Here is a 26,812-nt window from a genome sequence, read left to right on the forward strand (position 1 = left end):
TCGGCGGCCAGCGCGTGCACCTGACCGGCAAGGAATACCAGATGCTGGAGCTGCTTTCGCTGCGCAAGGGCACCACGCTCACCAAGGAAATGTTCCTCAACCATCTTTATGGCGGCATGGATGAGCCGGAACTGAAGATCATCGACGTCTTCATCTGCAAGCTGCGCAAGAAGCTCGACGCCGCTTCGGGCGGCCAGAACTACATCGAGACGGTGTGGGGCCGCGGTTATGTGCTGCGCGAACCGGAAGATATCCGCGTCAGCGCCTGAACGAACGTTCCGACAATAACCAGCAAAAACCCGGCCTTTGGCCGGGTTTTTCATGCCTAACCGGCTGGCGAATCAGGCAGCGATCTTCAGGGTGCGGAAGCTTTCGAGCAGTTGCGCCCGATTGAAGGGCTTCAGCAGGTACCCTTGGGCGCCGGCGCGCTTGGCGCGCATGATCGAGGCGACATCGACCTCGACGAGCGAGATCAGGATCTGCGGCTTGACGGAGCTTTCGATGCCGCGGATGCGGCGGATGAGGTCGGCTGGCTGAATGTCCGGCAAGCCGCCGTCGACGACGACAACATCAGGCATGTCGGTGGCGCAAATCTCGATGGCGTCAAGCCCGGTCGCCGCTTCGATGACCATGATGTCGGAGCCGCCAAGGATGCGCTTCGCGACTTTCCTGATGACGCTCGAATCGTCCACGAACAGGCAGCGCTTCATTTCCTGGTCCTCTTTGTCATCCGGCGGGCCGGCAAACGTCCGGTAACCGGGAGGCACCATAGGGCAATCTGGTAAAGAAGCCGAAAAGCCGTTAGGTAAAGTTTTTCCAAAGAGCAGGCGCTGCGCCCTTTCGCGACGCCTGGCTGTTGCAATGTTATCTCCAATGTTGCTGCTTCGTCGAAGCATGCAACAAATATCGGCAAGTGCAATACTTTAGTTTTTCTTGCCCGTATCTCAGGCTGCCGAGAGGACGATCTCTTCGGGGGTCGCGTGGATCGAGATCGTCATGTTGGCTTCCCGCGCCAGCAGAAGCGTGTAGTAAGGCTGGACCGAATGGGCGTCGATCGGCTCTTCGGGCTTGTGTCCGGAGTGCAGCTCGAGGAATTTCGGCGGCACGCGCAGCATCGGGCCGCTCGCGCCCAGCGAAAAGCGCGGCTCGGTCTCGAGGTTCTCCAGCGTGACCACCAGCTTGCCGCCGCGCGGTATGGCCGCGTTGGCGACGAGGATGAGATTGAGCAGCAGCTTGACCTTGTTCTTGGGCAGCAGCGCGCGGGCGCCGTTCCACACCAGTTCCGGCTTTTCGTTCTTGAGGAAAGCGATTGCCACGGCCTCGGCGTCGCCGGTGTCGATCATCATGCCGGCTGAACCTGCTGCGCCAAAGGCGATGCGGGCAAATTGCAGGCGCGCCGAGGCATTCCGTGCGCTCTGGCGAATCAGCTTCATGGCGTCTTCGTCGGCGCCGCCCTCGTCGAGCAGTTCGAGGCCGTTGTTGATGGCGCCGACCGGCGAAATGATGTCGTGACAAACGCGGCTGCACAGCAGTGCGGCGAGATCGGGAGCGGAAAGGGTGAAGAGCTCGGCCATAGGCGAAATCCCTGCTTAATTCACAATCGTGGCCGAGCGACCATACTTCGTGCCCGCCACACGAATCACGCTCTTTTCCAAGGTTTCTGAATACACAGCACCCGCATCAGCATCAACAAATCCGGGATTGCCTACGACAAAATGGTGCGTTCACGCGAGGGAAAGCAGGGGAAAAGCGGCCTGCCGAATGGGCCAGGGGCAAGGACAGGCCTTCGAACCGCCATCTTCCTGTGCGAGCTTAATGGTTGAAAAAGGATTACGGCATAGTTTGCCAGTGATAGCCATCCTGAACGGCCGCAAAGAGCTGTAGGGGTGCGAGGCGTCGGCGAAAGTGCTCCCTGACGGAGATTTGGAAGCATGTTTTCCCGATACTACGACCGGACGCTTGTCCGTGTCCTCACCATGACGATAGCCCTGATGGGCGCGCTCATCTTCTCAACCTCCGCGCTGCGGGCGCAGGAATACACCGCCCAGGAGATCATCGATTCCGGCCACAAGTTCTTCGGGGCGACCTCGGGCGGCCTGGCGACGGTCGTCGAGAAGATTTTTGCCTCCTACGGCCTGCCCAACGGCTATCTGCTCGGCGAGGAAGGTTCCGGCGCGCTGATCGGCGGCCTGACCTATGGCGAGGGAACGCTCTACACGAAGAACGCTGGCGACCATAAGGTATTCTGGCAAGGTCCGTCGCTCGGCTGGGATTTCGGCGGCGAGGGGTCGCGGGTAATGATGCTGGTCTACAATCTCGACGACGTGAGCAATCTCTACGCCCGTTTCGGCGGCGTCGCCGGCTCAGCCTATGTCGTCGCGGGTGTCGGCTTCAACGTGCTGCAGAACAACAGGGTGCTGATCGTTCCGATCCGCACCGGTGTCGGGGCCCGGCTCGGCGTCAATCTCGGCTACCTGAAACTCACCGAAAGAGCCACCTGGAACCCGTTCTGATCCGGTTCCCGCCGTTGCAACCGCTCGGATAAATCCAGATCGCGCCGCGGCATCCTCTTGCCGCGGTGCCGGATTTCAGCCATGCCAAGGTGGCACAGTCGGGCAGCAGCTGTCTCGGATATTGGATAGTCCACCTTGGTTCAGTCGATCCTGTTCTTCGCACTCGGCTTCCTTTGCGCCGTCTTCCTGGTGTCGCTGATCGCGCCAGCGGTCTGGCGGCGGGCCGTCGTGCTCACGCGCCGGCGCCTCGAAGCTTCGCTGCCGCTGACGCCGGCCGAGATCCAGGCTGAAAAGGATCGGGTCCGGGCCGAGTACGCAATGACGACGCGCCGGCTCGAGATGACCGTCAAGAGCCTGCAGGAGAAGGCGGCCGAGCAACTGGTCGAGATTGGTCGCGGGCGCGAGGCGCTGAAAGGGCTGGCAGTCGAGAAAAAAGACAAGAACCAGGCGCTGTCTGACCTCGAAGCCAAGAACGCGGAACTCAAGCGGCACGAAGAAGAACTGCACAGTCTGTCGGAGAGGCTGGTCCAGACCGAGCGGGCGCTGGAGAAGCGGGCGCTCGAATTGCAAAAGCTCGAGCAGATGTATGACGACGCCAGCTTCTCGTCGTCGAACCGACAGATCGAACTGGTGGCGCGCGAATCCGAGCTGGAGAAGCTTGCCAGCGACATTGCGTTGCTGAAAAGCCAACGCAAGGAAGCCGATCGGCGCAATCAGGAAGTCGCGACGGAAAGCAAGGCCGCGCGAGAGGCTCTGAAAGCGGAAAAGAAAAGAGCCGCCGAACTGGACAAGAAGCTCGAGAGATTGTTTGCGACACTTGCCGACCGCGAGGAGAAGCTCGACCGGCGCGAAAAGGAGCTTGCGCGGATGCGTGAGCGTCCGAAGCAGGATCTCCCGGCAAATGGCGCAGGCCGGCCGGCCGGCGAAGTCGGCGACGACAAGGTGGCGGGCCGGCTGGAAGGCGACCGCGAACGGCTGGAGGCGAGGCTGACAGCGCTCGCGCGCGAAAACAAGCGGCTCAAGACGGATCTTGCCGCTTTCGAGGCGGTAAAGCCCGAACAGGCAGGCGACGCACGCCGCGCCGGCGCTGCGCTGCGCGAACAGATGAATGAGCTTGCCGCCGAGGTCGTCAGTTTGACGATGAAACTCGACGGGCAGGATTCGCCGATTGCCAAAGCCCTGGCGACCTCCCGTGAAGAGGGCCAGGGAGATCATGGCGTCAGCCTTGCCGATCGTGTCAGGGCGCTGCAGAAAGCCGTTTCGACCAACTGAGCCGCCGCCTTCTACCACGCAGATTCCGGACGCTTCGGCGGCTACCGGTTCGAAAAGTGATGAAGCGCGATGGCTGATGCGGCGGCGACATTGAGGCTGTCGAAGCCATCCGCCATCTCGATCCGCATCGTGCGCAGACGAGCAAGCAGCTCTTGCGGCAAACCTTCGCCTTCGGTGCCCAGATAAAGAGCCAACCGAGGCGATGGTTGCGTGGCGCGGATGTCGGTTTCGCCGCGTGGCGACAGCGCGAACTGGCTGAAGCCAAGCCGGTCGAGAGTTGCGGTGAAGCGCTCGATGCCGTCGAACACCGCGAAGGGAACCTGAAGCGCCGCGCCGACCGAAACGCGGATCGCCTTGCGATAGAGCGGATCGCAGCAGGTGGCATCGAGAAGCACGGCGTCGGCGCCAAAGGCCGCGGCGTTGCGGAAAATGGCGCCCATATTGTCGTGGTTGGAAATGCCGACCAGGACAACGACGAGCGCGCGAGGGGGCAAGTCCTCCAGCAACGCCTCCGCCGAGGGTTGGCCGGCGCGAATGCCTATCGCCAATATGCCGCGATGCATGTGGAAACCGGCAATCCGGTCGATGATGTCGCTAGGAGCGACGTAGACCGGGAATTCCGGCGGCGCCTTCCGCAACACTGCGTCCAGACCCGGCAGCCTGTTTTCGAGGACAAGCGCCGATTCGGCGGCGAAGCGCCCGGTCGAGAGCAGCAGGTTCAGGACCACCTTGCCCTCCGCGACGAAACGCCCGTGCCGGCCGACGAGGTCTCGCTCGCGAATATCGAGATAGGCCCCGACACGCGGATCGCCCGGGTCGTCGATAGGGATGAGGTTCATGCAATCCTCGCCGGTCAAGGCGCGCCGAAACGGCGGTCGCCGCGCTTCAAGTCCTTGTTCTGGTGCATGCCGTTTTCCCAAAACCGCTCAGCGCTTTTTGGGGACATACATCCGCGAGGTAATGAGCGTTGGGCGGCCCGGGTCAAGCCCCGGCGCGGCGCAGACGATATGCCATCTGGGAGAGGTCGCCGTCGCCGAAAATGCCTTCCAGCATACGAAGCAACTCGCGCACCGCGTCGGACTTGCAGGAGTAGTAGATCATCTGCCGGTCTCGGCGGGTCTCGACGAGATCGAGCGCTCGCAACTTGGCGAGGTGCTGCGACAACGCGGACTGGCTGAGCTGGACTTTCTCAGCGATCGCGCCGACCGACATTTCGCCGTCGATAAGATAGCTCGCGATCAGAAGGCGCTTTTCATTGCCCATGAGCGTCAGAAACGCAGCCGCCGTTTCGGCATTGGCGATTAGCTTGTTCGAGATCATAGATCCCCCATGTTTTCTGGCTCATCCAGCCGCCATGGGGGCAATGGCGCCTGATTCCACAATGTTCAGATATCGATAGGCGCTGCTGAATCAGCGTCATAATCAGGGTAGATCATTTCCTTCAAATCTCAAGGGTTGCTTTCGATCTGGGACGATCAACTGTCGATACTGTGCCTAGCCGGCTGCTCGTCCGGTGCTGGCCATTTCGACCAGTACGGCGCGCAATTCGTCGGCCGCACCGAGAGTTCGAGGGAAGAACACCCTGCAGACGGCGTCCGAGGAGGCCAGGTCCATGCCGTCGGCATCGAAGCCGGTGGCGATCCAGCTTTCGCCCGCGGCCCCGCCGAAATGCCGAGCGTAGACGGCAAGCGCGTCGCGGTGGTCGGCATTCATATGGTCCAGCGCCGGCTGCTCGCTTGCCGCCAGTTCCTCGACGACCCGACCGTCGGTGATCAAGTCGGCGCGCTCGAGGAGATAGGCCTTGCCGAAGCCGCCGTTCAGGCTCGCCCGTTCTGGCTCGAGCCGAAAAATCGAGAAGTCGCCAAGCCCGGCATAGAGCCGAGCCTTGGGATTGCGGTTGAGGTAGCGCCGCTCGGCGCGGGCGTGATCGGCCGAACCGCGCTCCAGCCGCAGCGCCCTGCATATGAGCGTGATGCGCGGATGCGCCAGCGGATCGCCCTTGCCGGGTTCGCCAACCAGCAACGAGCAGCGCGAGTCCGCGAGAAGCGCGCCGGTGTGGGCGGAGAGCATCGAGACCAGGATCAGCGGCGCGCCATCGATGTCGGTCGCGACGCCGACGCGGCTGGCCAGCGGCGAGCCGGTGCCAGGCTCGATCGCCGCGAGCGCGCCAAAGCGAGCCGATCGGACCAGGGTCTTTGCCAGCCTGATCGCCTCAGCGTCGGTCGTGCGGATGACATCTCTTTTCGCCTCGGTCACAGGTCACCTCTGTAAGTTGAGTTCTATTCTCCTGTTTATTGGCCAAATAGGCCCGAACTGACAAGGGTCCGGATTTCAGTTTCGCCGAACCCGAAACGTGCCAGCACGCTTGCCGGGTCGAAGTCGGTTGCGGTGGGCGCCGTGGCAGACACCGACGAGGCGTCAGAAAAGCGTGGCGCAGGCGCTGGCCGTTCCAGCCGGCCGGATTTGACGAAAGTCTGCCGGGCGCGGTTCTGCGGATGTTCCCTGGCTTCGCCCAGCGACAGCACAGGTGCGACGCAGGCATCGGTCGCGGCAAAAAGCTCGGCCCATTCGTCGCGTGTCTTCCGCCCAACCCTGCCGGCGATGGCGGCGCGCATCTCGGGCCAGCATGTCCTGTCGTACTGGATGCCTGCAAAACGCTGATCGAGCGGCAGCAGCCGGACGAACTCGGCGAAGAAGCGCGGTTCCAGGCAACCGACAGCGATATGCCGGCCGTCGGCAGTCTCGTAGGTGTCATAGAAAGGCGCGCCGGAATCGAGCAGGTTCTCGCCGCGCCTGTCTGCCCACAACCCTGCCGCCATGAAGGCATGGATGGGAGCCGCGAGCATGGCGGCGCCCTCGATCATCGCGGCATCGATCACCTGGCCCTTGCCGGTCCGCGAGCGCTGCAGGAGGGCCGCCAGCACGCCGGCGATCAGCATCATGGCGCCGCCGCCCTGGTCGGCGACGAGGTTGAGCGGCGGCACGGGAGGCGCGCCCTGCCTGCCGATGGCATGCAGCAGGCCGGCATAAGCCAGATAGGTGATGTCGTGGCCGGCGCGGCGCGACAGCGGCCCGTCTTGGCCAAAACCCGTCAGCCTCCCATAGACCAATGCCGGGTTGCGCTTTAGGACCAAGTCGGGCCCAAAGCCCAGGCGCTCCATGACGCCCGGACGGAAGCCCTCGATGAGGATGTCGGCCTTTTCGACAAGGCGCAGAAGCAACTCGACCCCATCGGCCTGCTTGAGGTCGACGCGCATGATCGATCGACCGTGGCGGTCGAGATCGTATTCTTGTGGCAGCGAGAGAAGCGGCTGGCCTGCGTCGGCGCGCTCGATGCGCAGCACTTCGGCGCCCATTTCCGACAGCATCAGGGCTGCGAGCGGCACCGGGCCGAGACCGGCCATCTCGATCACCTTCAGGCCGGCAAGCGGGCCGGCCTTTTCGGTGGCGATGCCGGTGCCATTCGGCGCGCTCATCTTGCGCTATTTCGGCGCCATGCGGATCGCGCCGTCGAGGCGGATCGTCTCGCCGTTCAGCATCTGGTTCTCGACGATGTGGAGGGCGAGAGCGGCATATTCCGAAGGCTCGCCGAGGCGGGGCGGGAAGGGCACCGAGGCGCCCAGCGAATCCTGCACCTCCTGCGGCATGCCGGCCATCATCGGTGTCTTGAAGATGCCGGGCGCGATGGTGCAGACGCGGATGCCGGAGCGGGCGAGATCGCGGGCAACCGGCAGCGTCATGCCGACGACGCCGCCCTTGGACGCCGAATAGGCGGCCTGGCCGATCTGCCCGTCATAGGCCGCAACCGAGGCGGTGTTGACGATGACGCCGCGTTCGCCGCCTTGCAGCGGATCGAGCTTCGCCGCCCGGTCGGCGACGAGGCGGATCATGTTGAAGGTGCCGATCAGGTTGATCTCGATCACTCGGCGGTATTGGTCGAGCGGATGCGGACCGTCCTTGCCGACCGTCTTCACGCCGATGGCGATGCCGGCGCAGTTGACCAGAATACGCGGTTCACCCAGCGTGCTTGCCACTTCGGCAATGGCTGCCGTGCCGCTGTCGCCGCTGCTGACATCGCATTGCACGGCAATGCCGCCGATGTCGGCCGCGACCTTTGCCGCACGCTCGACGCCGACATCGAGGATGGCGACGCGGGCGCCTTTGGCGGCCAGGGCGCGCCCGGTCGCCTCGCCAAGGCCTGAGCCGCCACCGGTGACGATCGCGATCTGGCCGTTCGGGTTCATACTGGCGTCCTCCAAAGGTTTCGCATCATGCTACGAATGCTGCCACGGAGGCGCAACCGGCATGTCGGATCGACCGGCGGGATCAGCCAAGGCATCGATCGACCCGTCGGTCAGGCCATTGCCGGAAGCTGCTCCGCCAGGCGGGCAGTGTCCGCGTGGCAGACCTCGCCGACAAAGCGGGCGACGGCGCCGGGCTTGATTTCGTGGTGAAGCAGCCGGTCGAGATCGACCGGGCGCGGCATGGATATCTGGCCGCGCGGAAAACGCTTGAAGCCAAGCGGCCCGTAGTAGGGCTCGTCGCCGACCAGCATGACGGCCGGCGCGCCGGACCTTGCGGCCTCTTCGAGGGCAATCGCTACCAGCCGGCGGCCGATGCCGAGATTCTTGAATGCCGGCCGCACGGCGAGCGGTCCGAGCATCAAGGCGCGCCCGGCGCCAGCGGCGACGCGGGTCATGCGCACGGATGCAATTACGGTGCCGTCTTTTTCGGCGACGAAAGACATAGAGCGGTCATGGCCGCCGGCCTCACGAATCTTGTAGGCGGCGAGCACGAAACGGCCCGGCCCGAAGGCTTCGTCATTGATGGCTTCGATTTCAGCATCGTGCGCCGGAGTTTCCGGCAGGTATTTGACGTCGGCAAGGCTCATGGTCTTTGCGTTCCGGTATGCGAGGAAGGGTTGCTGCAAGCGGCAGCGTTCGCCAGTCAGCGCTTCATCAAGCGCGGGCGCCCTTTCGTCGTCGGTCGAACCGGATGGAGGCAAAGTCGAGCATCGGTGCCTCCGCTAGCATCAAAATTGCGCCGCTGCAATCGGCGCCTTCGCCGTTCTTCTCCCTCGTTTGACGAACTGGTTCGTCGATTGACGAACTGTTCAGCGCATGAGGGCTTCGATATCCGGACGATCTCCCTAGATGTTGCCGGACATCACAGGGAGCTTTTGCATGGGATTGCTGATCGAAGGCAAATGGCATGAGCGGCCGCAAGACACCGACAGCGGCGGCAGGTTCGCGCGCAAGGACTCGCAATGGCGCGATTGGGTCACGCGCGACGGCGCGCCGGCCGAGGGCAGCAAGCGGGGCTTCAAGGCAGAGCCCGGACGCTATCATCTCTACGTCTCGCTCGCTTGCCCTTGGGCCCATCGGACGCTGATCTTTCGGGCCCTGAAGGAGCTGGAAGGCATCATCTCGGTTTCCGTGGTGCATCATTTCATGGGCGACAATGGCTGGACCTTCAAAGCCGAGGACGGTGCCACCGGCGACACGCTCTACGGCCTCGATTTCCTGCATCAGATCTATGCCAAGGCCGATCCCGTCTATTCAGGCCGGGTCACCGTGCCGGTGCTGTGGGACAAGAAAGAACGGACCATCGTCAACAACGAGTCCTCTGAGATCATCAGGATGCTCAATTCCGCCTTCGACGAATGGGGCGATGCCGGCGTCGATTTCCACCCGAAGGCACTGCGCACGGAGATCGACAGGATCAACGCCCTGGTCTATCCGGCGATCAACAACGGCGTCTATCGGGCCGGCTTCGCCACCACGCAGGCCGCCTATGAGGAAGCCTTCGGCGAATTGTTCTCGGCGCTCGACACGATCGAAGAACGATTGTCGAAGCAGCGCTACCTGGTCGGCGAGCAGGTCACCGAGGCCGACTGGCGGCTGTTCACCACGCTCGTGCGCTTCGACCCGGTCTATGTCGGCCACTTCAAATGCAATTTGCGCCGTATCGCCGATTATCCGAACCTGTCGAACTACATGCGCGATCTCTATCAAGTGCCGGGCGTGTCGGGCACGGTCAACCTGCGCCACATCAAGGCGCATTATTACGGCAGCCACAGATCGATCAATCCGACGGGGATCGTTCCGGTGGGGCCGGAACTGAACTATGCCGCGCCGCACGATCGCGGCAGGTTCAAAAAGGCGGCTTGAACTGATCTAGCGGAAGGTTTCAGTGTCGATCCGGGCCTGTCGAGCGCGATTTGCCTTCAGCATGGCTCTGCCGAACCGGTCGGAAAACCCGACAGCGTTCAGGAGGAAGGCAGAGATCAGGCCAATGGCCAGAACCACAACCCAGAATGCAGCGTTCATGCCGGCCCAGCCGGGAATGGCACCGATTGCCAAAAAAAATGTCAAGGAAACGACTGAGTAAGCCAGCGAAGCCGCGGTGCAAAGGGATACTAATTTCCAATACTCGCCTCGTTCAAGAAGTCGCCCTTTTCGGCTTACGAACACTGCATAAGTCGAATAGGTCGAGGCAAATACAATCGCTACATTGACTGCCGTGTTCGCGCTCTTCCCGGCCGAAGGAACGAAGTACGAAAAGACGCCCCAGGACAGGGAAAATCCCACTGTCGCCAAGAAATAAATTCCAACATACGGCCAGGGATTGGTGGACTCGACTCTATCGATTTCCATGCTATTCCCCCGAACCAACCTTGGGAATAATAGAGCCATTGCCGTTTAAAAATAAAGGCAAATCGCCGTTCGAAATTCACCAGTGTGGTGATGCCGGCTGCCCGTCAAATATCTCCCTGATCCTTCGCCGCGTCGCAGGCGTCGTCTCCTCCGGCAGACGACCAAGCGGGAAGAATGCCGCTTCGGCGATCTCGTGGTCCGGCAGTTTCGGCGCGGTCTGATTGAAGGCTTCAATCAGATAGAGGCCGACATGGTCTCGGCGGCTGGCGCGGCGGTTGTAATGCATGGACTTCAGCTGCGCCGGGCCGGTCAGTGCAATGTTGCCTTCCTCGGCCAACTCGCGCGCAAGCGCTTCCTCAAGCGTCTCCCCCGTCTCGACTCCGCCGCCTGGCAATTGCCAACCCGGAACATAGGTGTGGCGGATAAGGAACACAGAGTTGGACGGACGGTCATAAACCAGGCCGCGCACGCCAAGCGTCATCGGACGCCGCAGAAGGAAATAGAGATGGAACAGCCGTGCGCGCAGCCCGGCCCAGCCGGTCTGACGGAACGCCTGTTCCGGATCGGCCGCGCCAGTCATGCGCGATACCGCCAACGGACAGCAAACGGTGAGTGGAAAGCCCGGCTTGCGTCGCTTAAGAAGGAGACATGTTCAGGCTCGCGCATATTTCCGACGCTCATCTGGGGCCGCTGCCCGATGTAACCTATCGCGACCTCGCGTCCAAGCGTGTGCTGGGCTACGTCAACTGGCAACGCAACCGCCGTCGGCACATGCATGACACAGTCATCGACACGATCGTCGCCGACATCAAGGCAAACGCGCCCGACCATCTCGCAGTCACCGGCGATCTCGTCAACCTGGCTCTCGACGGTGAGATCGAGATGGCGAGGCACTGGCTCGAGACGCTTGGCGCTCCGCACGACGTGTCGGTGGTCCCCGGCAACCACGATGCCTATGTGCCGGGCGCCTTCGACAAGATCTGCCGGTCGTGGGCTCCCTGGATGACGGGCGACGGCGTCAACGGCCCGGTCGACCGCAATTCCTTTCCTTATCTGCGCGTGCGCGGCAATGTCGCGCTGATCGGCGTCACGACGGCGCGCGCCACGGCCCCTTTCATGGCCAACGGCTTCTTCATGGAAGGGCAAGCGCAGCGGCTCGGCGATGTGCTCGATGCCACGGCAGGACAGGGCCTGTTTCGCGCCATCATGATCCACCATCCGCCGGTGCGAGGGGCGGTGTCGCAACACAAGCGGCTGTTCGGCATCTCGCGGTTTCACAAGGTGATCCGGCGTCATGGCGCCGAGCTTGTCCTGCACGGACATTCGCATCTGCCGTCTCTGTTCGCCATCGGTCCGCGAAACGCCCGCGTGCCGGTGGTCGGCGTGGCCGCGGCCGGTCAGGCGCCAGGCGGCAGGCACCCTGCGGCGCAATATAATCTGTTCGAGATCGATGGGGAAAAAGGCAACTGGCGCATCCGGCTGACGCGGCGCGGGCTGACCGGTCCCGCGCTGCCGCCATCGGATCTTCAGATGACGGAACTGGGTGCCGGGATAGCGCCGGCCCGTGAACTGGTGAGAAGCTGAGCCCGTCAGAAGCTGATCTTCATTTGGGCGATGCGCTCCCAGAACAGCGCCATCGACACCGCCAGGCCGACCAGCGCGCCGGCTGCAATCACGCCAAGCCCGGCGAAGAAGGTCGTCCAACCGTTGCGACGCGCTTCGGAACGAAGCGGCGGTTCCGCTTCCTGCACATCGGCACGATGCAGCGCTGGCATGGCACTTTCCGTCGCGCCGTCCATCATCCGCTGTCGCTCGACGACCCGCTCCGCGACATAGCGCGTCACGGCATCGGCGACGGGTTTCATCTCGGTCGATTCGGCCAGCACCACGCGGCCGATATGGGTGTCCTTGAGGAAGCGATAGGTGCGGCGGTCGCGCCCCATGGCGACATGGCTCACGGCATCGATCCACAGCCGCGGCTGCAGGCCGGAGGAAACCGCGAAGTCGAAGCTGTCGATATCCGCCGGCACGTCGGCGAAGACGGGCGCGAGCTCGGCCGCGAGCAGGTCGAGCCGCATACGGTGCGCCTCGCGCATGTCGACAACAACGTCGTCGCGGTCGGCGAACGCATTCTTGACGTCGCGGATGGCCTCCGCCAGCTTTCGCGACGGCTCGATCGTAGTGATTTTGTCGCCTGCGTCCTTCATGGCGGCTGCCTCGCATCTGGTTAACAGCGAGTTAACACAGTCGCCGGCAAAATGCACTGGCGAGATGGCGCCGGGGTGTTTCGGGTAAAGACAGGCGTACCTGGGTTCAGCTCGCGGCCGCGCCAAACAGCGGCTGCTGTCGCTTGCCGCGACGCCTTGTGTTGCGGCGCACAGCCTGGGCAATCACATCCGGCGCCTCCTCGACCAGCATATGGCCGGCCTCCAGCACGTGGTGCAGATGGAAACGCGCGGGCAGGGCTTCCGTCTGGTCGACGGGCAGGACCGGGTCCTCGGTTCCCCAAACCACCATAACCGGCATGTCGAGGTTATTGAGCTGTTCGGCCGGAATGACTCCCTGGCGGTCCCCCTTCGTCATGGCTGCCGCCATATCGACGAGGGCTTGCGATTGGCCCGGTTGCGCCCGCATCCGCAAGAGTATGTCCACCAAGTGGTCAGGGGGCGTGCTTCCAGGTCCGGACATGGCGGCAAGACAAGCGCGGATTTCATCCCTGTCGGCCGCGGCGGCATAGCGGCGCAGCAGCGGCCCGTTGATTTCCGGGCCGAAGCCGCCCGGCGCCAACAGGGTCAGCGAACCCACTCTTTCGGGATCGGCGAGCGCCGCCAACGTGGCGATGGCACCGCCCATGGAATGGCCGACGAGGTGAATCTTACCCGGCCGTCTGGCGGCGAGATCGGCGAGGATGGCGCGGGCAACCGCCTTGGCGCCGGTTCCCGGGAATTCCAATGAATGCCCATGGCCAGGCAGATCGTAGGCCAGCATGGTGGCCCCAGGACCCAGCGCCGTGACCACATCGCGCCAGATCTCGTGCGAACCGCCAAATCCATGCAGGAAGACGATGGTCTTCGAGCCGGAACCGCACTCGGCGACATGAAGGGCAGGGACCATGCAGCTATTCGGATATGAAGCAAACAATCGGCAATACTGGATTGTGGCTGAATTGCTCCCTGGCCGGATCGATAGCCAGTAAAATTTTCGCGACTGGAATCACGGCATTCATCAGAATGCGCAAGCATGCCCTAATATTATTTAGATATCGTCATTGGGAGAGCGGGCGAAAATCAGCAAAAACAAAGTCGATTCAGTCTCCTGGGCATGCGCGAGCGCCACTTCCCGTCGTTCAACTGGAGTTGCCGATCCCCGCAGCCCGCAAGGACTGCACCAGCCGATCGGTGAGATCTGGCGGGTACTTCCTGTCGACGAAGGTCGCGCGCGGGTTGGCGGTGAATTTCGGGAATTCCACCGTAAGCTCGTTCGCAAGATCGCTCGCGAGCTTGTCGCGGCCCGAAATCCGGGCGCCGATCAGGCGTGCGGCCAGATAATGCGATTTGGAGGCCGTCGTCCGCAGCGATTCACTGGCGATTGCCGCCCTCTTCATGTCGCCCTGCATGAAGGCTCCGAGAAAAAGACCGTAGTCCCACCAGGTCGGGTGGCCGCTGAAAGCTTCGACGGCACGGCGCAGGATCGGCGTGCCCTCCTCATATCTGCCAGCGAAAATCAGCCCGTAACCATAGGCGGCGGCCATACCGAGATCATAGGGGTTGAGCTCATAGGCCTTGCGCATCCAGCGGATCGCCTCGTCGGTGTTGCCGAGGCGGCTGTTGAGATAGCCATTGGCCCGATGCGCGTGCGGGCTCATTGGCCCCATCTGGATGGCGCGATGGGCGAACGACATCGCCTGTTCGAGATTCGCGCCCGGCGGGTAGGCGTAATGATCCGTGGCAGCCTCCAGGTGCAGCGAGGCGAGTTCCGAATAGACCAGCGAGGACTTGGTGCCCGCAACGGCGAGCTTCTCCAGGCAGCGATAGGCAGCCTCATGCGTCCTGGCGCTTTGGTCGAGATAGTAGCGGTTGGAGAGGACAAGGCACTGGATCTGGCTGGTTTCGACCCCGCTCTGGTCGATGTAGCTGTAGATCGCGCCGGATGCGGGGACGGTAGAGGTCAAGAGGCTACCGATGGCGCTCTCGATCGCGGATGGCGCGCTTTCGGACGGTGTGAGGTTGCGCGACAGCAGAACCCGCCCCGTGGCGACGCTCTGCAACTCGACCGTGATGTCGCCCGTGGCCGGCCCAGGGGTAACGTCAAAGATGAAACTGACCGGATCGGCCGAAATGTCCCGCGTCGCATCGGCGTCGCGGCCGATGAAGTCGATGGTGTCGAAGCCGGCAAGGCCCGCGCGCAGTGACGCGGCGATGCGGGCGGCGTCCGGCCCGTCAGCCTTCACGGCGATGTAGATCAGCGGCAAGGTGTCGAATACCGCCGGGGCGGTGGTGCTTCCGGTGTTTGCCGTTTCGATCGGCACGGCCGCTTCGTCGTTGCCAAGGAAGGCGTTGCCCTGGCGCATGATGAGCACGCCCAGCATGACAATGACCAGGGCCATGGCGGCCCAGAAGAAACGCAACTGGCGCGCCAGCGACGGGACGGGCGCGGTCGCCATCAGTGGCGCGGCATCAACCGTCGCGGCATTCGCAAAATCCGCTGCCGCAGGCGCGGCGGCGCTTTCGGCATCCACGGCCTTGGCCTCTTCCGGCAGCCGGATGGCGTTGGGCTCGTACGAGGGAACATAGCCGCCGCGCGGGATGGCGATGCGCATCGGCTCGGCAACGCCTTCATTGTCGAAATAGTGCTGCAGGAGCTCGCGCAGCCGTCCGGCCTGGACCCTAACCACGGCATCGGTCGAAGGATCGAAATCCCGATCCTTGCCGAAGACGTCCATGGCAATCGACAGTCCCTTCAACCTGTCGGCTTCACCGGCCTGCTCGCGCTCGACGAGATAACGCAACAACCTGCGGGCGCGCTCGGACCGTCCGAACGTTTCGCTGGCAAGCAGTCGCTCCAATGTCTCGCGCACTGCGGGGGCGGCAGGCGTGGCAGGCTCCAAGTGTCGATCCTTCCGAAGTCGGCACAGGTTAGGGCGCGATAATATAGCGCTCGGGCCGGCGCACAAGAAAGCTTGTATTATGCGATCGCGTAAGCCACCGGAAATTGCCCTGCCGGTTAATGAATGGCAGTCGGATCGCGTCTGCTCTTGAAGCGGCGCGCCGTCGGGCGCACCGCTTCACCGGCCCGAAAGCTCAGCCTGCCTAGCGGCCGAGGATGCGGTTGGCGGCCGAAACCACCGCTTCCAGCGACGCGGCGACGATGTTGGTGTTGATGCCCGCGCCAAACAGCTTGCCGCCCGGATATTCCATCTCGACATAGGAGATCGCCGAGGCATTGGAGCCACGCTGCAAGGAATGTTCGGAATAGTCGAGCACCGACATCTCGACGCCGACATGGCGCGACAACGCATCGACGAAGCCGTCGATCGGCCCGGTGCCGGAGCCGGTGATCGTCATCTCCTTGCCGTTGTCGAGGATATCGGCTTCCACCATGCGCCTGCCCTTCACCTCGGTGTCGGGGAAGGTACGGTGGTCGAGGAACTTCAGCCGTGCGCCGGGCTGGTCGACATAGGTTTCGAGGAAGCGTTCGTGAATACGCTTGGCCGGCACTTCCTTGCCCTCGGCATCGGTGATCGCCTGGATCGCCTGGCTGAATTCGATCTGCAGGTTGCGCGGCAGATTGAGGCCGTAGTCGGCCTGCAGCACATAGGCGATGCCGCCCTTGCCGGACTGCGAGTTGATGCGGATGATCGCCTCATAGGTGCGGCCGACATCGGCCGGGTCGATCGGCAGATAAGGCACCTCCCAGATCGGCGTGTTGGCCTTGCGCAACGCTTTCATGCCCTTGTTGATGGCGTCCTGGTGCGAGCCCGAGAAGGCCGTGTAGACCAGTTCGCCGACATAGGGATGGCGCTCGGGTATCTTCAGCTGGTTCGAATATTCGTAGACGTCCTTCATGCGGGTGATGTCGGAGCAGTCGAGACCAGGGTCGACGCCCTGCGTGTACATGTTCAGCGCCAGCGTGACGATGTCGACGTTGCCGGTGCGCTCGCCATTGCCGAACAGCGTGCCCTCGACACGGTCGGCGCCGGCCATCAGGCCGAGCTCGGTGGTGGCGATGCCTGTGCCGCGGTCATTGTGCGGATGCAGCGAGATAATCAGCTTGTCGCGATTGTCGAGGTTGCGGCACATCCATTCGATGCGGTCGGCGTAGACGTTCGGCGTCGACATCTCGACCGTCGATGGCAGATTGATGATCAGCTTGTTGTCCGCGGTCGGCTTCACGATCTCCGTGACCGCGTTGCAGATTTCCAGCGCGACCTCGAGCTCGGTGCCGGTGAAGCTTTCGGGCGAATATTCGAACCGGTAGCCGCCGCCGGCCTTGGCGGCCATGTCGGTGATCATCTTGGCGGCATCGGTGGCGATCCGCTTGATGCCGGCGACATCCTTCTCGAAGACGACGCGACGCTGCAACTCGCTGGTCGAATTATAGAAATGCACGATCGGGGTCTTTGCGCCTTTCAGCGCCTCGAAGGTCCGCGTGATGAGCTCCGGACGGCACTGCACGAGCACCTGCAGATCGACATCGTCGGGCACATTGCCCTCTTCGATGCACCAGCGGGCGAAATCGAAATCGGTCTGCGAAGCGGAGGGGAAACCTATCTCGATTTCCTTGAAGCCCATGTCGAGCAGCAGGCCGAACATGCGCGCCTTGCGCTCGTGGCCCATCGGGTCGATCAGCGCTTGGTTGCCGTCGCGCAGGTCGACCGAGCACCAGATCGGCGCTTTGTCGATGACCTTAGACGGCCATGTGCGATCGGTGAGATTGACGGTCGGGTAGGGCTGATACTTACGGGCGGCATCCGGCATGTGGCCGGCCGCATGTTCACCGCCTTCGGCATTGCCGGCGCGGATTTCTTCTCGTGCGTTCATCGTCGTTCTCCCGGCGGCTCGTCCGATCTTAGAGCGGAATGGCGGCGAGCGGCGCCTTTACCAAAATTTCGTTCGCGTGATGTGGGTTGCCAAGGAGCATGCGCCTTCAGCGGCGGCTATCGACCGCCGGGCGCTCCTTCAGCGAGCCCGGCGATCGCCGATAAGGCCGAGAAGAAGCAGGGTCGAGGCGAGCGCGCGCACGGTCTCGCCGGCAAAGCCGGTGCGAGGAGAAGCGACGGTGCGGGCACGCGTGGTCATGGCGGCTCTCTTACAGGAGCAGCCATTTGGAGGCAAGTGCCAGCCTGCGCGTGAAAGGCGCAGCCTCTTCCCCGCATGGGGCAAATGCGCCACACTCCGACCGAGGCTGGGATCCCATGGGTCGGATCTCAGGGGAGGCAGTGCATGAATTTCGTGTTCTTCTCGCCGCATTTTCCCGCCAACGGCGCCGATTTCTGCGACCGGCTGAAGAAGGCAGGCGCGACCGTGCTCGGCATCGGCGACGCGCCCTATGAGACGCTCAACAGCAAGCTGAAGGCGGCGCTTTCGGAATATTACCGCATCGCCGACATGGAGAGCTACGATGCCGTGTTCCGCGCGATGGGGCACTTCATCCACAAATGGGGCCGCATCGATCGCTTCGAGTCCCTCAACGAGCACTGGCTGGAACTAGAGGCCAATATCCGCACCGATTTCAACATCTACGGCACGAAGCTTGATTTCGTGAAGAATTTGAAGCGCAAGAGCCGCATGCGCGCGTTCTTCCGCAAGAGCGGCGTCGAAACAATACCGCAGCGCAAATGCTCCGATCGCGCCGGCGCCATGACCTTCATCCGACGCGTCGGCTACCCCGTGGTGGTGAAGCCGGATACCGGTTCGGGGGCCTCGAACACGTTCAAGATCTCAAATATCGGGGAGCTCGACCGGTTCTTCAGAGACAAGCCCGAGGGCGTGACCTTCGTCATGGAACAGTTCATCGAAGGCTTGGTGGTGACCTTCGACGGCCTGGTCAACCGCGATGGCGAGGTGGTGCTGGCGGCCAGCCACCGCTACGACCAGAGCATCATGGATGCGGTCAACCGCGACCGCCACATGAGCTACACCTGCTTTCCCCAGATCCGCCCCGCGGTGGAGGAGGCCGGTCGGAAGATCCTGAAGGCGTTCGACGTGCGCGAGCGCTTCTTCCATATCGAGCTGTTCGAGACCAAGGACGACCGGATCATCGCGCTGGAGGTCAATATGCGCCCGCCTGGCGCCTGGATGACTGACGCCATCAACTACACGTTCGATATCGACGTCTATGCGGCGTGGGCCGATATGGTGGTCAAGGATGCCGCCGGAGGACCCTATGAGGGCAAGTATTTCACCGCCTATGCCAGCCGCAAGCGCCACCTCCGCTATTTGCACAGCCATGCGGACGTGCTAGCCGCCCACGGCGACAAGATCGTGCACCATCAGGCCATCGAAGAGGTTTTCAGCCGCGCCATGGGGAACTACGCCTATCAGATGCGCTCGAAGGACCCGAAGGCGCTGCGCCAGGCGGTCGACTACATCCACGCGGAAAAGGCCTGAGGCCATGGACGTCTCCTATCACAAGGGCCATGCCCGCAATCTCGGCCGCGACATGGAATACAAGCGCTACGGGCATGCCGGCCGGCCAGTGGTGGTGTTCCCGACCTCGCAAGGACGGTTCTACCAGTTCGAGGATTCCGGCGGCGTCGGCGCGCTGGCCGAATTCATCGACACCGGTCGCATCCAGCTGTTCACGCTGGATGGCATCGATTCAGAATCATTCTTCAACAAGCATGCGGATGCCGCTCATCGCATCGCCCGCCACGAGGCCTATTTCCGCTATGTTCGAGAGGAGGCGCTGCCGGAACTGCAGTCGGTTGCCGCCAAGGCCAATGGCGGACGCACGCTGAAGCCGCTGTTTTGCGGCTGTTCGATGGGCGGGTACCACTCGTCGAACTTCGTCTTCCGTTTTCCGGAATTGGCGAGCGGCGTGATCTCATTGTCGGGCGTCTATTCGGGCCGCGATTTCTTCGGTCGCGCGCTGGAGGGCAGCATCTTCTTCAACTCGCCGCTCGACTATCTGCCCGGCATCGTCGACCAGAAGCTGCTTGGCCGGCTGAGGGCGCTGCGGCTGATCTTCTGTTGCGGGCAAGGCGCCTGGGAAGAGCGGATGCTCGTTGAAACCCGGGAGCTGGAACAGATCCTGCGCGACAAGTCTATCCCGGCCTGGGTCGACTATTGGGGCGGCGACGTCAGCCATGACTGGCCGTGGTGGCACAAGCAGCTGGTCTATTTCTTCGGCCGCTGGCTGGACGACGACCTGATGCATAGGCTGGACTGATGACCACGCCCGGTCCGATCCACCGCTTTGTCGAGGCCACCAATGCCGGCGACACGGAAGCGTTCCTGGACACGTTTGGCGAGGACGCTTTCCTGAGCGACTGGGGGCGCGATTTTCACGGCCGAGACGAAATCGCGCGCTGGAACCAGTCCGACAATATCGGCGTCCAGTCCAAATTTCGCATCGTCCGCGTCGCGGAGGGGGCGGGCGTCTACCATGTCCGCATCGCGGTGACGGGCAACGGCTTCAACGGCGAGGGCGACATGGCCTTCACGCTGGATGGCGACCGGATCGCGAGCCTCATCATCAGCTGAGCGGCCACCTCAATAGGTGGTGCGCCCTCCGGACAGGTCGAAAGTGGCGCCGGTGGTGAAGGAATTCTCGTCCGACAGCATGAAGACGACCATGGCGGCGGCCTCCTCCACCTCGACGAACCGGCCGCGTGGCACCTTACCAAGCATATAGGCGACCTGGGCCTCTGTGAGCTGCTCGAGAATGCGCGTGCGCGCGGGCGAAGGGGTCAGCGCGTTGACTGCGATATCGTGGCCCGCCAACTCCTTGCCAAGGGATTTGGTCAGCGCGAGCACGCCGGCCTTCGCCGCCGAATAGGCGGCGGCATTGGGGTTGCCTTCCTTGCCGGCGACGGAGGAGACGTTGACGATGCGGCCATAATTGCGCGCGATCATGCCGGGCACGAGCCGCCTGCAGCAGTAGAAGACGCCGTTGAGGTCGATATCGACGATCTGCCGCCAGGCGGCGGGGTCGTAATCCACGACAGTTGCCGCCGGGCCGGCAATGCCGGCATTGTTGACGAGGAGGTCGACCAGCCCGATCGCCTGCTCGGTCTCGGTTGCCGCGCGCTCGACAGCTCGATCTGCGACTGGTCGCAGACGAAAGCCTCGACGCGGCCGACCGAAGCGAGCTCGGCGACCGCATTTGCCATGGCGGCCTGATCGATATCCCAGATGGCCACACTGGCGCCCGAAGACAGCAGGCGGCGGGCCACCGCGAGGCCGATGCCTTGCGCGCCGCCGGTGACCACAGCGACGCGGCCGGAAAGATCGACGACGTTCAAACGGCGGCTCATGGACGTTTCCTTTGTTTCCCCTGGCATTGGATATCGCGGATCAGCCCGTGGCGTTTCGCGCCACAAGCCCGGCTATTCTTGGCCCAATGGACACCCTGCGGCGATGGCGGCGACCTGTCAGAGCTTGCGGATCGGACCCGGATAGCGAGCGACCAGATCGTCCGTCGTCAGCAAGGCGATGCCCTCCACGATCGCTTGCGCAACGAGGATACGATCGAAGGGGTCCTTGTGGATTGCCGGGAGCCCCTCGAGGGCTACCGCGTGCGCGCTGTTTATCGACAATTCCTGATAGCCGTTGTCGAGCAGCCCCCTGCGCAGCAGGCGCGGGTCGATTGTGAAATCGTCTCGCCCGAGTCCGCGCTTAATTGCGACCTCCCAAAGGCTAGCCGCGCTGAATATCAGTTCGTTCGATGCGTCCTCGATCTGGGCGAGGGCAGCAAACGGCAAACGGTCCGGTTCGCCGGCCGCCCACAACAGCAATTGAGTGTCGAGCAGCAACTTCACGGGTTTACGCCGAAGAGCTGTTCGATTTCGTCGCTGCCAATGCGGTCGAAATCGTCAGGGACGGAAAATTGGCCGGCCATGAAGCCGACCCGTCGCGCCTGTGCAGCATTTGGCTGATCGACAGGGACGACCTTGACCAACGGCTTGCCGGCCTTGGCGATGATGAACGGCTCGCCTTTGGCGGCCTGGTCGACGAGGCGCGAAAGGTTGGTCTTCGCGTTGTGGATGTTAACCGTCTGCATGACCAGTGCTCCACGATAGACTTAGTCCATAGAACTTAGTCCATCGGCAGAGATGTTGCAACAAGGTTCCACCGCCCAGGATTTGCTTGCCGACGAGGTTGGGAGCGAAGCGCTCGCGTAGCGGAGGATAAGCGCTCCCGCTGGATCAGCCGGCCTTTTCGGCGGGTAGCCCGAAGCCGCCGACCGGGTGGGTTTCGACCTGGAATTCGAAGCCGGCGATGAAAGGGCGCGCCTTGGCGATCGCCGCCTGGACTTCCGGCAGTTGCAGCGAGGCCTTGTGGCTCGCCTGGTCGGTCCAGACTTCCGTCACCCAGATCGCGTCGGCGTCGACCGGATCTGTGGCGATGATGTAGCTCAGGCAGCCGGGCAGCGCGCCGGTCGTCTCACGCAGCACGTTCATGACCGCATCGCGCTGGCCGCGTGCCGCCCGCATCTTGCCGATCAATCCGAACATGCCGTGTGTCTCCCTCCAGGGTTGCGCCTTGAGTATGCCGGTCCCGGCTCACGGCATCAACTGGCCGCCATTGACCTCGATCACCTGGCCGATGATGTAGTCGCTCAAAAGACCGGACGACAGGAACAGGTAGGCGCCGACGCAGTCCTCGGCCGTTCCGGCGCGACCCTGAGGGATGGTGGAAACCATGGCCTTGACCTGCTCGGCGCTCGAATAGCGTTCGTGGAAAGGCGTCAGGATGGTGCCTGGCGCCACGGCGTTGACGCGAATGCCGAAGCCGATCAACTCCTTGGCCATGCCGCGTGTGACGTTGGAGACGAACGCCTTGGCCGAGCCGTATAGGCCGGCGCCACCGCCAGCGCCGTTGCGGGCGGCGATCGAGGACGTGTTGATGATGAAGCCGCCCTGACGCTTCAGCCAGGGTATCGCCTTGCGCGAAGCGGTCAGCACCGAGCGAGCGTTGAGGTCCATCACAGCATCGTAGTTCGCTTCGGTCTGGTCGGCATAGGCGACGCGGCCGAGCATGCCGCCGGCATTGTTGACGAGGCCGTCGAGCCTGCCGAAATGCTGCGCGCTTGCCTCGACGACCCGCTCGACGTCGGCGGCGACCGAGAAATCGCCCTGTATCAGAAACACGTCTCCGCCGCCGTCGCGGATGGTTTTTGCAACGTTTTCGGCTGCCTGGCCGCTCGCGTTGTAGTGCAACGCCACACGGCATTTCTGTTGCGCATAGGCAATGGCGAGAGCGGCGCCGATGCCGGTCGACGCGCCGGTGACCAGAACCACCTTGCCGGCAAGGTCGGGAATGACAAGCGTGGTGGTCATGTTGGTATCGCCCAGTTGGCTGGTTTCCGGGAATCTTGCATTTCGTAAGCCATTCCTGGGGCGGCGTTCAAGCTCTTGTATTCAAGGGCGAAGATAGACATAGCCCTGATGCTGGAGCTCGGCGAGTCTCACCACGCCGCCTTTCTCGGCTATGTGGAAGCCGTCGAGCAGGTCGGCAAGCGTGAGGTCCATGCCGTGCATGGTGTTGCCGCAGGCCTGCGGGAGAAGCCCTTGCTGGACGAGGCCGCCAAACCGGCTGGAAGTCGCGCCTGAAGCCCCTTTCGTCTTGAAGGAAGCGAGGGCAGGGCCGTGCACGACGAGGACGATATCTACATTGCCGCCGGTGCCGTCATAGTGGTTCTTGATGTTGCCGAGAACGAAATTGACTTTGTCGATGTCGCTGAGGTGGTAGACGACTTTGAGCCGTTCCTCTGCCGCTGCTTTCACCTGGCGCAGGCCGAAAAGGCCGGCGGCTCCTGCAAGACCAACGCGAAACATGTCACGGCGCCGCATCGCATCCCCCTTTGCCCGCCGACCTGCTGATTTTGGATGGCCCGGGCCGGTCTCCTAGACTAGCATAAATCGCAGTCACGTCCTGTCGGTGCGAGGGAGGGATCACATGACGTCGAGGATGGCGGCTGGTGCCGCGCTGGGTGTCGTGTTGTTGGTTGCCGGCACGGCGTTTGCCGACGACATTGCGAAGCTTCCAGAACTCAGCCCGAACGGCGCCGATGCCTGCTTCGGCCGCGTCTACGATGATGCCCATCTCAAGGCGCATCCGCATCAGAAGGTGGCGCGCATCTTCTTCTACTACGGCCATGACCCGGTCAGCCGGCCGAACGAGGAGCCGACTGCGCAGTCCGACAATTCCTACAACGGCTTCGTCACCACCACTGTGCGAGGAGCCAAGGCGCCGGAGTGGGCGGGCGGCTGGTGCAACAAGCAGGACCCGAACGACAAGTCGAGCGGAATCCGTTGCGGCATGGAATGCGACCGGACTCTCGCCAACCTGAAACTCGATGACAAAGGGCGGCTGATGTTGTCCGACCTGCAGCCCGATATCTATCTCGACGCGGGTTCCGAGGAGGAACTGGGCACCGCGGAATACAAGAAGCGGGCCCTGGGCAGCGAGGACGATAATTTCCGGCTGGATCCGATGCCCGTAGCGACCTGCCAGGCAGAGTTCGCGCGCATCGATCCGGTCGATCCGGCGCTGGGGCCGCCACTACGCGAGCGGCTCAAGCCCGACCAGGCCTTCTGCTACGGCCAGGACTACGATGCCGCGCATCTCGGTTCGCATCCCAACCAGATGACGCAGTCCATCCGTGTGTTCCGTGGCTCCATCGAGTTGGCGTCATTCGCCGCCAGTGGCGACGCGACTAACTGGCCGGATGGGGCCGACGTGGCTGTCTCGATCACCACCAGGCAGAAATCCGGCAAGGTCACACAGACCTATTCCTGCCAGGGGGAAGCCGATCAATGGCGCTGCTCGGCCAGTTCCAAGATGAGTGACTTTGCCTGCGACATCTCGCAGAAGGAGATTTTCCTCAAGCGCGGCGCCAATGGCACGATGATGCTGGCCAACCCCAACAACGCGCTCGCCACCGTGGATCTCTGCTCGAAGGCGGCCGAGGGCAAGACCAAAACCGACGACAAGGTATATCGGTTGAGCCCAATGCCGCAGACGGCCTGCATGCCGTAAGTTGCGCCAGTTACGCGAAAGGCACCGCGGTGGTGCCTTTCGGCAGCTTCGCCTCGTCGTCCGGCTCGACATGGATGGTGACCCGCACGGACGGGATCTCCGCTTTCAACGCATCCTCGATCCGGTCGCAGATGACGTGGCTGGCGCCGACGGTCATGTCGGCGTCGACGACGAGATGGAACTCGATGAAGGTGGCACGGCCGGCAATGCGCGTCTTGAGGTCATGCACCTCCAGCGCGCCCTTGGAATTGGCCGAAATGATGTCGCGGATCTGCATGTGCTCCTGGCTGTCGACGGCGCGGTCCATCAGCCCGCTCATCGACGAGCCGATGACGTGCCAGCCCTGCCATAGGATGTTGAGCGCGACGATGACGGCGAGCGCCGGGTCGAGGATCTGCCAGCCGGTCAACACTGCGCCGACCAGGCCGGCGAACACGCCGACCGAGGTCACGACATCGGTCATGATGTGCTGGCCGTCGGCGACAAGCGCCGGCGATTTGGCGTTGCGTCCGGCGCGGATCAGCATCCAGGCCCAGACTGCGTTGATCACCGTCGCAACACCGTTGACGGCGAGACCGTTCCAGGGCTGCTCGATCGGCGTAGGGTGCCGCCAGGATTGCCAGACCTCGTTCAGGATCAACAGCGCCGCCACGACGATGAGCACGCCCTCCAGCACTGCCGAAAAATACTCGGCCTTGTGATGGCCGAAGGGATGGTCCTGGTCGGCGGGCTTGTAGCTGACCTGGATGGCCCAGAAGGCGGCCGCCGACGCGATGACGTTGACGATCGATTCCAGCGCGTCGGAATAGAGCGCTACGGAGCCGGTGATGTACCAGGCGACGAGCTTGAGAGCGAGAACGACACAGGCAAGGATGATCGACCAGAAGGCAAGGCTGGCGACCTTTTGCCGGGTCGCCGCCTTCGTATCCTGGGTGGTCGTCATGGTTGCCGCACTCATCCTTGCACGCCGCCCTTAAGCGGCTTTCTCCTTCGCCTTGCGCGGCAGATGCGCGACGATATTTTCGATGATGCGCATGCCGGCATTGTGACCGAGCGTCATGATCGATTCCGGATGGAACTGCACCGCGGCTATCGGCTCCTTGCGATGCTCGAAAGCCATGATGACGCCGTCCTCGGTCTCGGCCGTGACGACGAAATCATCGGGCAAGCGCACCGGATCGGCGAAGATCGAGTGGTAGCGGCCGACCGTCACTTCCTTGGGGAGCCCTGAGAAGATGATGCCGGGCTTCGAGACGCGGATGCGCGAGGGCTTGCCATGCATCGGCACGTGCAACTGCCTGAGCTCGCCGCCGTAGGCTTCGGCCAGCGCCTGCAGGCCGAGGCAAACGCCGAACACCGGCAGGTCGCGGCTGCGCGCCTTCTTGATGGTGGCGGCGCAATCGAAATCCTTCGGCGTGCCAGGGCCGGGCGACAGCACCACGAGATCAGGCTTCAGCCGCTCGAAGACTTCTTCGGGTACAGGCGAGCGGACGGTGGAAACATTGGCGCCGGTCTGGCGGAAGTAGTTGGCCAGAGTGTGGACGAAGGAGTCTTCGTGATCGACCAGGAGGATGTTGACGCCGTCGCCGACGCGCGCGGTGGTGCGCTCGGTTCCGGTGGCGTTGCCTGTCTTGGCGTCGCGGATGGCGGAGAGCATGGCGGATGCCTTCAGTTCGGTTTCGGCTTCTTCTTCCTCGGGAACGCTGTCGAAGAGCAGCGTGGCGCCTGCCCGCACTTCGGCGATGCCGTCCTTGATGCGGATGGTGCGCAGCGTCAGTCCGGTGTTCATGTCACCGTTGAAGTTGACCATGCCGATCGCGCCGCCATACCAGGCGCGCGGGCTCTTCTCGTTCTGCTCGATGAAGCGCATGGCCCAGAGCTTTGGCGCGCCGGTGACGGTGACCGCCCAGGCGTGCGACAGGAACGCGTCGAAGGCATCCATGCCTTCGCGCAGCCGCCCCTCGATGTGGTCGACGGTGTGGATCAGCCGCGAATACATCTCGATCTGGCGGCGGCCGATGACGCGCACCGAGCCCGGCTCGCAAACGCGCGACTTATCGTTGCGATCGACATCCGAGCACATGGTGAGCTCGGACTCGTCCTTCTTGGAGTTGAGCAGCTTGAGGATCTGCTCGCTGTCGGAAATGGCGTCGTCGCCGCGCTTGAT

The 26,812-nt window shown here is 63.1% G+C and carries 31 protein-coding genes and 1 pseudogene; 9 read left to right on the plus strand and 23 right to left on the minus strand.

Annotation, left to right across the window (positions count from 1 at the left end; all coding sequences use genetic code 11):
* A partial coding sequence (locus Q0L57_RS16020) for a helix-turn-helix domain-containing protein (RefSeq protein WP_296744129.1) occupies positions 1 to 269 on the plus strand: 269 nt, incomplete at its 5' end.
* A 72-nt stretch (positions 270 to 341) separates the two neighbouring features.
* On the opposite strand, the gene Q0L57_RS16025 is transcribed toward Q0L57_RS16020, so the two are convergent.
* The gene (locus Q0L57_RS16025) at positions 342 to 710 is read right to left on the minus strand and encodes a response regulator (protein WP_296744130.1); all 369 of its coding nucleotides are present in this window, start codon (positions 708 to 710) and stop codon (positions 342 to 344) included.
* A gap of 234 nt (positions 711 to 944) precedes the next feature.
* Positions 945 to 1,574, minus strand: coding sequence for a histidine phosphotransferase ChpT (gene chpT, locus Q0L57_RS16030; protein ID WP_296744131.1), 630 nt, complete (start codon positions 1,572 to 1,574; stop codon positions 945 to 947).
* A gap of 402 nt (positions 1,575 to 1,976) precedes the next feature.
* Here chpT and Q0L57_RS16035 point away from each other — a divergent pair, with 402 nt between their 5' ends.
* Positions 1,977 to 2,513, plus strand: coding sequence for an EipA family protein (locus tag Q0L57_RS16035; protein ID WP_296744157.1), 537 nt, complete (start codon positions 1,977 to 1,979; stop codon positions 2,511 to 2,513).
* Positions 2,514 to 2,648: 135 nt separating this feature from the next.
* Positions 2,649 to 3,785, plus strand: a complete 1,137-nt coding sequence (locus Q0L57_RS16040) for a hypothetical protein (RefSeq protein ID WP_296744132.1) — start codon at positions 2,649 to 2,651, stop codon at positions 3,783 to 3,785.
* Between the two features lie 41 nt (positions 3,786 to 3,826).
* Here Q0L57_RS16040 and Q0L57_RS16045 read toward each other — a convergent pair whose 3' ends face one another.
* From Q0L57_RS16045 to Q0L57_RS16070, 6 genes are all read right to left on the minus strand, one after another.
* Positions 3,827 to 4,624, minus strand: coding sequence for an RNA methyltransferase (locus Q0L57_RS16045; protein ID WP_296744133.1), 798 nt, complete (start codon positions 4,622 to 4,624; stop codon positions 3,827 to 3,829).
* Positions 4,625 to 4,766: 142 nt separating this feature from the next.
* The gene (locus Q0L57_RS16050) at positions 4,767 to 5,105 is read right to left on the minus strand and encodes a metalloregulator ArsR/SmtB family transcription factor (RefSeq protein ID WP_296744134.1); all 339 of its coding nucleotides are present in this window, start codon (positions 5,103 to 5,105) and stop codon (positions 4,767 to 4,769) included.
* A 174-nt stretch (positions 5,106 to 5,279) separates the two neighbouring features.
* Complete coding sequence (locus tag Q0L57_RS16055) at positions 5,280 to 6,041, minus strand: HugZ family protein (protein ID WP_296744135.1); 762 nt, start codon at positions 6,039 to 6,041, stop codon at positions 5,280 to 5,282.
* A gap of 35 nt (positions 6,042 to 6,076) precedes the next feature.
* Positions 6,077 to 7,261, minus strand: a complete 1,185-nt coding sequence (locus Q0L57_RS16060) for a CaiB/BaiF CoA-transferase family protein (RefSeq protein WP_296744136.1) — start codon at positions 7,259 to 7,261, stop codon at positions 6,077 to 6,079.
* A gap of 6 nt (positions 7,262 to 7,267) precedes the next feature.
* Positions 7,268 to 8,029: a 3-hydroxyacyl-CoA dehydrogenase gene (locus Q0L57_RS16065; RefSeq protein ID WP_296744137.1), complete on the minus strand. Its 762-nt coding sequence runs from the start codon at positions 8,027 to 8,029 to the stop codon at positions 7,268 to 7,270.
* Between the two features lie 110 nt (positions 8,030 to 8,139).
* A complete protein-coding gene (locus Q0L57_RS16070) occupies positions 8,140 to 8,676 on the minus strand; it encodes a GNAT family N-acetyltransferase (protein ID WP_296744138.1) in 537 nt (178 codons plus the stop codon).
* A gap of 292 nt (positions 8,677 to 8,968) precedes the next feature.
* Between Q0L57_RS16070 and Q0L57_RS16075 the strand changes: the two genes are divergently transcribed.
* A complete protein-coding gene (locus Q0L57_RS16075; protein WP_296744139.1) occupies positions 8,969 to 9,955 on the plus strand; it encodes a glutathione S-transferase family protein in 987 nt (328 codons plus the stop codon).
* A 6-nt stretch (positions 9,956 to 9,961) separates the two neighbouring features.
* Here Q0L57_RS16075 and Q0L57_RS16080 read toward each other — a convergent pair whose 3' ends face one another.
* Both Q0L57_RS16080 and Q0L57_RS16085 read right to left on the minus strand, forming a co-directional pair.
* A complete protein-coding gene (locus Q0L57_RS16080; RefSeq protein ID WP_296744140.1) occupies positions 9,962 to 10,441 on the minus strand; it encodes an ABZJ_00895 family protein in 480 nt (159 codons plus the stop codon).
* A 76-nt stretch (positions 10,442 to 10,517) separates the two neighbouring features.
* On the minus strand, positions 10,518 to 11,021 hold the full coding sequence (locus tag Q0L57_RS16085; RefSeq protein ID WP_296744141.1) for an NUDIX domain-containing protein: 504 nt from the start codon (positions 11,019 to 11,021) through the stop codon (positions 10,518 to 10,520).
* Positions 11,022 to 11,089: 68 nt separating this feature from the next.
* Here Q0L57_RS16085 and Q0L57_RS16090 point away from each other — a divergent pair, with 68 nt between their 5' ends.
* The gene (locus tag Q0L57_RS16090; protein ID WP_296744142.1) at positions 11,090 to 12,025 is read left to right on the plus strand and encodes a metallophosphoesterase; all 936 of its coding nucleotides are present in this window, start codon (positions 11,090 to 11,092) and stop codon (positions 12,023 to 12,025) included.
* Positions 12,026 to 12,030: 5 nt separating this feature from the next.
* Here Q0L57_RS16090 and Q0L57_RS16095 read toward each other — a convergent pair whose 3' ends face one another.
* The 4 genes from Q0L57_RS16095 to leuA form a co-directional block, all read right to left on the minus strand.
* Positions 12,031 to 12,648, minus strand: coding sequence for a hypothetical protein (locus Q0L57_RS16095; protein ID WP_296744143.1), 618 nt, complete (start codon positions 12,646 to 12,648; stop codon positions 12,031 to 12,033).
* A 106-nt stretch (positions 12,649 to 12,754) separates the two neighbouring features.
* Positions 12,755 to 13,555 (minus strand): alpha/beta fold hydrolase, encoded by an 801-nt coding sequence (locus Q0L57_RS16100; protein WP_296744144.1) that lies wholly within the window; start codon positions 13,553 to 13,555, stop codon positions 12,755 to 12,757.
* A 232-nt stretch (positions 13,556 to 13,787) separates the two neighbouring features.
* A complete protein-coding gene (locus Q0L57_RS16105; RefSeq protein WP_296744145.1) occupies positions 13,788 to 15,548 on the minus strand; it encodes a hypothetical protein in 1,761 nt (586 codons plus the stop codon).
* Positions 15,549 to 15,750: 202 nt separating this feature from the next.
* On the minus strand, positions 15,751 to 17,418 hold the full coding sequence (gene leuA, locus Q0L57_RS16110) for a 2-isopropylmalate synthase (RefSeq protein WP_296744158.1): 1,668 nt from the start codon (positions 17,416 to 17,418) through the stop codon (positions 15,751 to 15,753).
* A 465-nt stretch (positions 17,419 to 17,883) separates the two neighbouring features.
* On the opposite strand from leuA, the gene Q0L57_RS16115 reads away from it, so the two are divergent.
* From Q0L57_RS16115 to Q0L57_RS16125, 3 genes are read left to right on the plus strand one after another with little or no spacing between them, the layout of a single operon-like run.
* The gene (locus Q0L57_RS16115; protein ID WP_296744146.1) at positions 17,884 to 19,050 is read left to right on the plus strand and encodes an ATP-grasp domain-containing protein; all 1,167 of its coding nucleotides are present in this window, start codon (positions 17,884 to 17,886) and stop codon (positions 19,048 to 19,050) included.
* A 4-nt stretch (positions 19,051 to 19,054) separates the two neighbouring features.
* A complete protein-coding gene (locus Q0L57_RS16120; RefSeq protein ID WP_296744147.1) occupies positions 19,055 to 19,831 on the plus strand; it encodes a hypothetical protein in 777 nt (258 codons plus the stop codon).
* Positions 19,831 to 20,145: a nuclear transport factor 2 family protein gene (locus Q0L57_RS16125; protein WP_296744148.1), complete on the plus strand. Its 315-nt coding sequence runs from the start codon at positions 19,831 to 19,833 to the stop codon at positions 20,143 to 20,145. Before Q0L57_RS16120 ends, Q0L57_RS16125 begins: the two co-directional genes overlap by 1 nt.
* Before the next feature lie 9 nt (positions 20,146 to 20,154).
* Here the strand turns inward: Q0L57_RS16125 and Q0L57_RS16130 are convergent, their stop codons facing one another.
* The 7 genes and pseudogenes from Q0L57_RS16130 to Q0L57_RS16155 form a co-directional block, all read right to left on the minus strand.
* Positions 20,155 to 20,796: an SDR family oxidoreductase gene (locus Q0L57_RS16130; protein ID WP_366940924.1), complete on the minus strand. Its 642-nt coding sequence runs from the start codon at positions 20,794 to 20,796 to the stop codon at positions 20,155 to 20,157.
* Positions 20,769 to 20,945 (minus strand): annotated as a pseudogene (locus Q0L57_RS34270) (SDR family NAD(P)-dependent oxidoreductase); the annotation flags it as partial. The gene Q0L57_RS16130 and the pseudogene Q0L57_RS34270, both read right to left, overlap by 28 nt.
* Positions 20,946 to 21,035: 90 nt before the next feature.
* Positions 21,036 to 21,422 carry a type II toxin-antitoxin system VapC family toxin gene (locus tag Q0L57_RS16135; RefSeq protein WP_296744149.1) on the minus strand — a complete coding sequence of 129 codons (387 nt, stop codon included), beginning with the start codon at positions 21,420 to 21,422 and terminating at the stop codon, positions 21,036 to 21,038.
* Entirely contained in the window at positions 21,419 to 21,664 is a 246-nt protein-coding gene (locus Q0L57_RS16140) for a type II toxin-antitoxin system Phd/YefM family antitoxin (protein WP_296744150.1), read from the minus strand. Before Q0L57_RS16140 ends, Q0L57_RS16135 begins: the two co-directional genes overlap by 4 nt.
* A gap of 145 nt (positions 21,665 to 21,809) precedes the next feature.
* Positions 21,810 to 22,118, minus strand: coding sequence for a putative quinol monooxygenase (locus tag Q0L57_RS16145; protein WP_296744151.1), 309 nt, complete (start codon positions 22,116 to 22,118; stop codon positions 21,810 to 21,812).
* Between the two features lie 48 nt (positions 22,119 to 22,166).
* The gene (locus Q0L57_RS16150; protein WP_296744152.1) at positions 22,167 to 22,943 is read right to left on the minus strand and encodes an SDR family oxidoreductase; all 777 of its coding nucleotides are present in this window, start codon (positions 22,941 to 22,943) and stop codon (positions 22,167 to 22,169) included.
* A gap of 81 nt (positions 22,944 to 23,024) precedes the next feature.
* Positions 23,025 to 23,456, minus strand: coding sequence for a DsrE family protein (locus Q0L57_RS16155; protein WP_296744153.1), 432 nt, complete (start codon positions 23,454 to 23,456; stop codon positions 23,025 to 23,027).
* Positions 23,457 to 23,562: 106 nt separating this feature from the next.
* Between Q0L57_RS16155 and Q0L57_RS16160 the strand changes: the two genes are divergently transcribed.
* Positions 23,563 to 24,645, plus strand: coding sequence for a hypothetical protein (locus Q0L57_RS16160; protein WP_296744154.1), 1,083 nt, complete (start codon positions 23,563 to 23,565; stop codon positions 24,643 to 24,645).
* A 10-nt stretch (positions 24,646 to 24,655) separates the two neighbouring features.
* Here Q0L57_RS16160 and Q0L57_RS16165 read toward each other — a convergent pair whose 3' ends face one another.
* Positions 24,656 to 25,588, minus strand: coding sequence for a cation diffusion facilitator family transporter (locus tag Q0L57_RS16165; protein WP_296744155.1), 933 nt, complete (start codon positions 25,586 to 25,588; stop codon positions 24,656 to 24,658).
* Positions 25,589 to 25,618: 30 nt separating this feature from the next.
* On the minus strand, positions 25,619 to 26,812 hold a 1,194-nt coding region (locus tag Q0L57_RS16170), incomplete at its 5' end, for an anthranilate synthase (RefSeq protein WP_296744156.1).

This window comes from Mesorhizobium sp., assembly GCF_024509055.1.
GTDB lineage: Bacteria > Pseudomonadota > Alphaproteobacteria > Rhizobiales > Rhizobiaceae > Mesorhizobium.